The organism is Bradyrhizobium sp. 134 (assembly GCF_023074155.1).
Classification (GTDB): Bacteria; Pseudomonadota; Alphaproteobacteria; order Rhizobiales; family Xanthobacteraceae; genus Bradyrhizobium.
In genome coordinates, this window is sequence record NZ_JADPKX010000029.1 from 1 (window position 1) to 7,878 (window position 7,878).

Annotated in this window: 2 protein-coding genes and 5 pseudogenes; 3 read left to right on the forward strand and 4 right to left on the reverse strand. The window is 59.3% G+C overall.

The annotated features are described in order from the left end of the window. The coding region (locus tag IVA75_RS09495; RefSeq protein WP_247358730.1) for an IS701 family transposase at positions 1-660 on the forward strand (660 nt) is incomplete at its 5' end. 83 nt (positions 661-743) lie between these two features. Here IVA75_RS09495 and IVA75_RS09500 read toward each other — a convergent pair. Together IVA75_RS09500 and alr are read right to left on the reverse strand one after the other, a co-directional pair. Continuing rightward, a pseudogene (locus IVA75_RS09500) lies at positions 744-2,030 on the reverse strand (D-amino acid dehydrogenase). Between the two features lie 51 nt (positions 2,031-2,081). After that, positions 2,082-3,187, reverse strand: a pseudogene (gene alr / locus IVA75_RS09505) (alanine racemase). A 365-nt stretch (positions 3,188-3,552) separates the two neighbouring features. On the opposite strand from alr, the gene IVA75_RS09510 reads away from it, so the two are divergent. Both IVA75_RS09510 and IVA75_RS09515 read left to right on the forward strand, forming a co-directional pair. Further along, positions 3,553-4,899: an IS5 family transposase gene (locus tag IVA75_RS09510; protein WP_247282890.1), complete on the forward strand. Its 1,347-nt coding sequence runs from the start codon at positions 3,553-3,555 to the stop codon at positions 4,897-4,899. Positions 4,900-4,922: 23 nt separating this feature from the next. Continuing rightward, a pseudogene (locus IVA75_RS09515) lies at positions 4,923-5,329 on the forward strand (Lrp/AsnC family transcriptional regulator); the annotation flags it as partial. A 209-nt stretch (positions 5,330-5,538) separates the two neighbouring features. Here IVA75_RS09515 and IVA75_RS09520 read toward each other — a convergent pair. Beyond that, positions 5,539-6,060 (reverse strand): annotated as a pseudogene (locus IVA75_RS09520) (AMP-dependent synthetase); the annotation flags it as partial. Positions 6,061-6,530: 470 nt separating this feature from the next. After that, positions 6,531-7,622, reverse strand: a pseudogene (locus IVA75_RS09525) (IS3 family transposase); the annotation flags it as partial. Positions 7,623-7,878 lie beyond the last annotated feature (256 nt).

The following is a 7,878-nucleotide window of genomic DNA, read 5'->3' on the forward strand; positions in this document are numbered from 1 at the left end:
ATGATCGCACGTGCGATAGCCGCGTCTGTACCATTCAAGTGGGTTGCCGGTGACACGGTCTACGGTGTTGGCGATATCGAACAGCAGCTACGGCGGGCAGGCAAAGGCTATGTGCTCGGGGTCAGCAGCTCTCATGTCTTCCGATCCTGGGGCAAGCGACAGCCGGTCGCCGGCAAGGCCGAAGACATCGCCCGGACGCGGCGCCCGTCCGACTGGAAGCGCTTGTCGGCGGGAGCCGGAACCAAAGGACCGAGGCTGCATGACTGGTGTTATCTCGAACTGGCCGATCTCGAGGTCGAGCAGTTCAACAGCGCAAATGATGGTTTATGGACGCGCGGTCTGCTGATCCGTCGCCATATCGCTGATGGCGATCTCGCCTTCTTCACCACCTGGTGTCCAGCGGGAACGTCCATCGAAACGCTGGTGGCGGTCGAAGGCCATCGGTGGGCGATCGAGGACAGTTTCGAAACCGCGAAAAACGAATTCGGGCTCGATCACAACGAGAGCAGGTCCTGGCATGGCTGGCATCGCCACGTGTCCCTGGTGATGCTCGCCTTCGCCATGATGGCGGCGATCCGCCATCGCGCCAATCCGCCACCGCCCAAAAAAACCAAACGCCGCCCCCCGGCAAAAGCCAAAGCATACCCACACCGCCACTGATCCGTTGGTCAATCCAGGAAATCCGCCGCATCGCCAGCAGGCTTGCTCGAAAGCGGATCCAACCCGCGCATGTCATCGCATGGTCATTCTGGCGCAGAGCTCACCAGGCTGCCGCTCAGCGCGCGCATCTCAAAGCAAAACGGCAACTGTAATGCTAGTCCGAGATCCTCTGTTTCGATGTCGGGTTTTCGTCCCGAGACAAGGTCCGCTATGACCCGGGAGGAACCGCAACTCATCGTCCAACCGAGAGTGCCATGCCCGGTATTCAAGAATAGATTTCTGATCTTGGTCCCGCCGATGATTGGGGTGCCGTCTGGAGTCATCGGTCGTAGGCCTGACCAGAAGGATGCGCTCTTGGGATCTCCACCGGGGAACAGATCCATCACGGAATACTCCAACGTTCGCCGACGCGAGTTGACGAGGTCATTGGTGTAGCCCGAGATTTCAGCCATCCCGCCGACTCGAATTCGATCTCCGAGACGGGCAATCGCCATCTTGTATGACTCGTCGATGACAGTCGACTCGGGGACGCGCGAGGCGTCGGTGATTGGAATTGTCAGCGAGTATCCTTTGACAGGATAGACTGGCAGCTTGATTCCGATCTTCTTGAGGAGAAGAGGTGAATAGCTTCCTAGTGCGACAACTACTGCGTCCGAGCGAATATCCCGTGATCGGTGATCACGCCGCGCACTCGACCGGCTTCGATGTCAAGTCCATTGATGAAATGTCCGTAACGGAAGTCAACGCCCAATGCCGCGGTTTTCTGCTCCAGCGCATTAGTGAACTTGAAGCAATCGCCGGTCTCGTCCTTCGGAGTTAGAAGTCCTCCAACTAATCGATCTCGCACGTAGCGCAAGGCGGGCTCGGCCCGAACACAGCCATCGCGATCGAGTACCTCGAAAGGAACGCCATCTGCCGCAAGAGCCTTCACATCCTTTGCTGATGCATCGAGCTGCTGCTGAGTTCGGAACAGCTGCAGGGTTCCCTGCGTGCGCTCGTCATAGTTCAACGAGACCTCCCCTTTCACCTCGGCAAGCGCTATGCGACTGTAGTCCGCAGCGGAGCATCCGTCCTTTGTTGAGCGCATATCGCGTGGCCGTACAGTTGGATAGCATGCGGACAAGCCAAGAGAGCATGGCCGCATCAAGCTTCGGGCGAAGGATCAATGGCGCAGTGACGGCCTTCATAGGAATTCCGGCGGCAGCCCACGGCGAACAGTAGCCAAAGGATACCTCCCCGGCGTTCGCATAACTCGTTTCCAGTGCTGGACCCGACTGCCTATCGAGAACGAGGACTTCGTGCCCGAGCTTCGCGAGTTGATATGCCGTGGTGACGCCGATAACGCCCGCGCCGAGAATGATGACTTTCATTATCTAATCCAACGTTTTGCTCGACGATGCCGACTAATCTGCGATGGACGCTCAGCAATAGCTTCTGAAGAAGCGACGACCAAGGCGGGGGAGACTCTCGTAGGAGATCGTGCCCGCGTCAGCCGCCAGCATTTCGAGTGTCTGATGAGGACCAACCACTTCGACCAAGCTTCTTAGATCGAGTGTGTCATCCGACAGTCCGGATATGTCGACTGTTACGCTGTCCATCGTCTCGCGCCCTACGATGGCAAGACGCTGGCCGCGCAAGTAGACAGCTCCGCGACCGCTCAAGCTGCGTGGGAGCCCGTCGGCATAGCCGGCGCAAAGGGTAGCAAGCCGGGTGGTACCGGTAGCCACATGAGCGCCACTGTAGCCGACCGTAGCGCCGTCCGAGACCGTGCGGGTCTGCGCAACTGCAATGGAGAGGCTTACGACGGGCTCCATCGCATTTACGGCATCCACCTGCGGCGCACCGCCATAGAGCGCGATCCCTGGACGAACGAGAGTTCCATGATACTCCTTGCCCATCAGCACGCCACCGCGGTTGGCGATGCTGGATGGCACCGGCACGAATTCCTTTGTCACGATCTCCATCTCCGCGAGCTGCGCAGCGTTTTGGGCCTTGGCGGGCTCATCTGCGGAGGCGAGATGACTCATGACGTAGAGAACCTTGAGCTCCGGTGATTGCGCTATTTCCATGCGCACTTCAGCTCGCTGAGCGGGCGCAAACCCAAGTCGTGACATGCCCGTATCGAACTGTAGAACAGCAGGGAGACGCCGACCCTCGGTGCGTGCCTGACTGCGCCAACGGCAAAGCTGGGTTAAGGAGTTGACGACGGGAATGACTTGAGCCGAAGCACAAGCAGCCTCCGCACCGGGTAATAGGCCGTTCAGCACGAAGAGCTAGCGTCGCTCGCAAGATGAGGCCGTAATGCAATGGCCTCCTCCGCATGCGCGACGAAAAAGCGCCTGCAGCCGGCGTCAAACAGCGATCCCGCCACCCGGACGGCATTCAAGCCATAGGCATCGGCTTTGACCACTCCAGCCACGCAAGCCGGATTCGCCAGCGATGCGATACGCTCAAAATTCGGACGTAACGCGGCGAGATCGACGGTCATGTAGCCGGGAAAGCCCTGCGATTTACCGTCGAAGCGCATCTTCGGATCAGCCCGGCCGAGTGTCTCTTCGCTTTTCACGCGGAACGGCTTAGCGCAATATTCGAGTGGATGCTGCGCGTTCCTTGCTCAATTGTACGAAACGATGCTACAAATTAGCGCGATCTGCCAACTTTTCGAATAAACTGCACGACGCCAATGGACAGCATAGATCGTAATATTTTGCGCGCGCTACGCGTGTCGTCCGTGAACAAGGCACTAAGCGATTGAGCAGGAGTCAGTTTTCCGGTTGCGGCGGCATTTGAGATTGCAGGGATTGGGGGCTTGAGGCCCCCAAACCTTGCAATTTTCGTTTGTGGATTCCCTTTCGCTGCGGACCATGATTCTGTGGTGCATCGGAGGGGCCGATGCGACCGAAGAAGCACAGGACGACGGGATCGAACGATCTGTTCCGGGCGCGGCTGGACCAGATCATCAATCTGAAGCACGAGTTGGTTCTGCTTGCCGGCAAGATCGATTGGGACTGGATCGACGGCGAGATCGCGCCGCTCTACAGCGAGAACGGCCGGCCCGGGATCGAGACCCGCTTCATGATCGGGCTGTTGTTGCTCAAGCATATCTACGGGCTGTCCGATGAGGGGGTGTGCGAGCGCTGGGTCCACGACCCTTATTTCCAGTTCTTCACCGGCGAAGAGTTTTTCCAGCACGCTTTCCCGCACGAACGCTCGGACCTGAGCCATTGGCGCAAGCGGCTCGGCGACAAGCTGGAGCTGCTGCTGGCCGAGAGCCTGCGGGTGGCGCACGAAGCCGGCGCCTTACGCAGCCAGGACCTCAAGCGCGTCACGGTCGATACCACGGTGCAGCCAAAGGCCATCACCTTTCCGACCGACGCCAAGCTGCTTCATGCGGCCATCCAGGGCCTCAATCGCCTGGCGAGAAGGCACGCCGTCAGGCTGCGGCAATCCTATTCTCGCATCGCCAAGGCCGCTGCGATGATGGCGGGCCGCTACGCCCATGCCAAACAGTTCAGCCGGCATCAGCGGCAGTTGCGTATCCTGCGCAGCCGGCTGGGCCGGATCATCCGCGACATCCGTCGCAAGATCGAGCGCCAGCCAGCCCTCGAGGAGGCATTCGCCCTTCCGCTTGGCCGAGCCAGCCAGATCCGCTCCCAGCAGCAGCGCCAGCGCGGCTGGAAGCTCTATTCATTTCATGCCCCGGAGGTGGAGTGCATCGGCAAAGGCAAGGCCGCCGCGCCTTATGAGTTCGGCGTCAAGGCCTCCATCGTCACCAACAACCGCCGGGCTCCCGGTGGCCTGTTCGTGCTGCACGCCAGGGCGCTGCCCGATAACCCGTACGACGGTCACACCTTGCGGGACGTCATCGACCGCACCGAGACGCTCACCGGCTGTCCGATCGAGCGGGCCTATGTCGACAAGGGATACCGCGGCCACGACGCGCAGAATCCCCGTCGCGTCTTCATCTCCGGCCAGAAGCGCGGCGTCTTCGGCGTCATCAAACGCGAGCTGCGCCGCCGCTCCGCGATCGAGCCCCTCATCGGACACCTCAAGGCCGAAGGTCACCTCGGCCGCTGCTATCTCAAAGGCCGCGCCGGCGACGCTGCCAACGTCGTGCTCTCAGCCGTGGGCTACAACTTCCGCCGCATCCTCGCCTGGCTCAGAGAACTCTTGTGCATGTTCCTGGCACAGCTATGGCGAACGCTCGCCTGTACCGCCCCGCTCAATTCGGCTTCTTAACGGACGACTACGCGTGAACGCCCCGGGTAAGCAATGTAAATCTGGCGGAGGAAGTTGGGCTTTCTCCCTCGGCTTGTTTGCGGCGTATCAAGCTCGTCGAGAAGGCCGGCATCATTCGAGGAACACGGCGCTCGTCGAGACCGGCGCCGACTCGCAAGGTCTTGCGGTGCTGATCAACATCACGTTGGAACGGCAGACGGTCGTGTATCTCAATTAATTTGAGGCTGCGGTACGCCACTATCCGGAGATCCAGGAGTGTTATCTCATGACCGGGGGTGCGGATTACTTCCTGCGAGTGGAAGCAGCCAATGCTGTCGAGTTCGAGCGGATCCACAAGGAAATCCTCTCGACGCTTCCGGGCGTCTCACGCATCCATTCCAGCTTTTCGATCAGAAATGTACTGGCGAACCGACCAAAGGGCCGGCGCTGATATGCGCTTGGCCGCGGTAAGGCCGCAAATTTGGCAGGTCCCAAGGGCCGATTTTGAAACGGCCGCGCTTCCCTATCAACTCCTCCTGGTTGTTGCATTTCCCTTCGAGCCTCCTCTTCGGCCATTTGGCGTAGACTTTTGCGAATGATCTTACTAGTCGTCGTCGTCGGCATATGATCAATGAACCGTACCACTCGTGGATATTCGTGTGCCGCCAATCGCGACTTCACGAACCTCGCAATCTTGTCAGCCAAAGCCTCTGACGGGACAAATCCTTCCTTCAGCACCACGTATGCGGCTACCACCGCGCCGCGAAGCGGGTCAGGTTTAGCGACCACGCCGGCGATAAGAATCGGTTCGTGAGCCAGCAAGCAATCTTCAATTTCGGCCGGGCCAATTCGATAGCTAGCAGACCCAATCACGTCGTCCTTGCGTCCAAGGTAACGGATTCGGCCCTGAACATCGCGTAAGCCCTGATCACCCGCCAAAAGCCATTTGCCATCCGGCCCCTCCACGAATTTTTCGCGCGTCGCTGCGGGATTGTTCCAATAGCCGATGAACATCACCGGATCCGGCGACAGCACTGCGATGGCGCCTTCTGTTTCGTCCGGCTGTTTGGTGACGGTGGCAATATCAATCACATCGACGACATGGCCAGGCACAGGTCGGCCCATTGTGCCAGACACAGGGGCGGCTCTAGTGCCGTGCATGACGACAGAACCATGTTGCATTCGGTCCACGAAGCTTTCGGCTCGCTCGAGCTGAAGTGGCCCCCGGAGCGGGGACCATGGATCGCCAAACTTAAGGTGTGATCCGGCCTGCCTTGTCGTTCAAATCAAGCAGCTTTCTTCTGCTGCTGTTGCGTCTGCTGTGTGAAGTGGACCCCGGAGCGGGGACCATGGATCGCCAAACTTAAGGTGTGATCCGGCCTGCCTTGTCGTTCAAATCAAGCAGCTTTCTTCTGCTGCTGTTGCGTCTGCTGTGTGAAGTGGACCCCGGAGCGGGGACCATGGATCGCCAAACTTAAGGTGTGATCCGGCCTGCCTTGTCGTTCAAATCAAGCAGCTTTCTTCTGCTGCTGTTGCGTCTGCTGTGGGTATGTGGGCAACGCGTTTGCGTTGTCCAAGCGAAGCGGCATATCCACAGTCCTCGCCGCCTCGGTCCTGTCGATGCCGGCACGCCATGCCGCCATCGGAAACTGGTTATTCATTGCCTGGTGCGGGCGGCGACGATTGTAAAAGCTCATCCATGATCCGATGCCATCTCGCGCTTCGCGTCCGTCGGCATAGGCTTTCAGATGCACTTCCTCGTACTTGATCGAGCGCCACAGCCGTTCGATGAAAATATTGTCCATGAAACGACCGCGTCCGTCCATCGAAATCGCAATGCCTACAGCCTCAAGCCTGCCGGTGAAGGCTGAGCTGGTGAACTGCGCGCCCTGATCCGTGTTGAATATTTTAGGCCGGCCGTGCCGCGCCAGCGCTTCGTCGAGCGCGGCGATGCAAAAGCCCGTATCCATCGTGTTCGACAGACGCCACGCCAGTACCGCCCGGGTAGCCCAGTCGATGATCGCCACCAGATACAGGAATCCCTGCGCCATCGGAATGTAGGTGATGTCGCTGGCCCAGACGTGATTGGGCTCGGTGATGCTGACGCCGCGCAAAAGATATGGATAGATCTTGTGGCCGGGCGCTGCCTTGCTGGTGCCGGGACGCGGGACCAGCGCCTCGATTCCCATCACGCGCATCAGCCTTTGCATGCGCTTGCGGTTGATGCCGTAGCCTGCCTGGTTGAGTTCGAACACCATTCGTCGCGAGCCGTAGAACGGCCACTTCAGATGCAATTCGTCGATCCGTCGCATCATGGCCAGATCGTCGGAGCTGGTCACCGGCTCGGAGCGATAGACGCCCGAACGCGCCAGATTCAGCAGCTCACATTGCCGCCGAACCGACAAATTCTCGCCAGGGCGCTCGACCATCGCCCTGCGCTCGGGGACGAGTCATCGCCCGGGCCTCTTGGCCAAGAAATCCCTTTCAACCGTCAACTGGCCAATCTTGGTATATAGCTTCGCCGTCTCACGCTCATGCTCCTCCTCGCCATCTCCCAAAGCCGTCGCGCCACGCACAAACAGGCTCGCCAAATTGTCGAGGACTTGCTTCTTCCAGCCGTAGATCTGGTTCGGGTGAACGCCGTGCCGCTTCGCCAGTTCAGGCACCGTCGCGACCTCGCGCAGGGCCTCCAGGGCAATCTTGGCCTTGAATGCGGCATCGAACTTCTTGCGTGATTTCGTCATATCCGTGCTCCGTCGGTTCAAACAGAGCAGGACGCTTCACACCTTAACGTTTGGTCCTATTTCCGGGGTCCACTTCACAGGCCGTAACCTGACCGATTGGTGAATACACAGGACGACGCTCGCGTCGACCTCTGTCCTTCTTCAAGCCCCACTAGTGGTTCATCACAGTGATTTCGACGTTTTGATACCGAGCCATTCGAGGATCGGCAAGCTTTCCGGCGGCACGAGGATTTCGATGCTTCTGGGGACGCCAGGT

Coding starts and splice junctions, on each gene's coding strand:
- IVA75_RS09510 (WP_247282890.1), top strand. CDS start 3,553: ATGCGACCGAAGAAGCACAGGACGACGGGATCGAACGATCTGTTCCGG.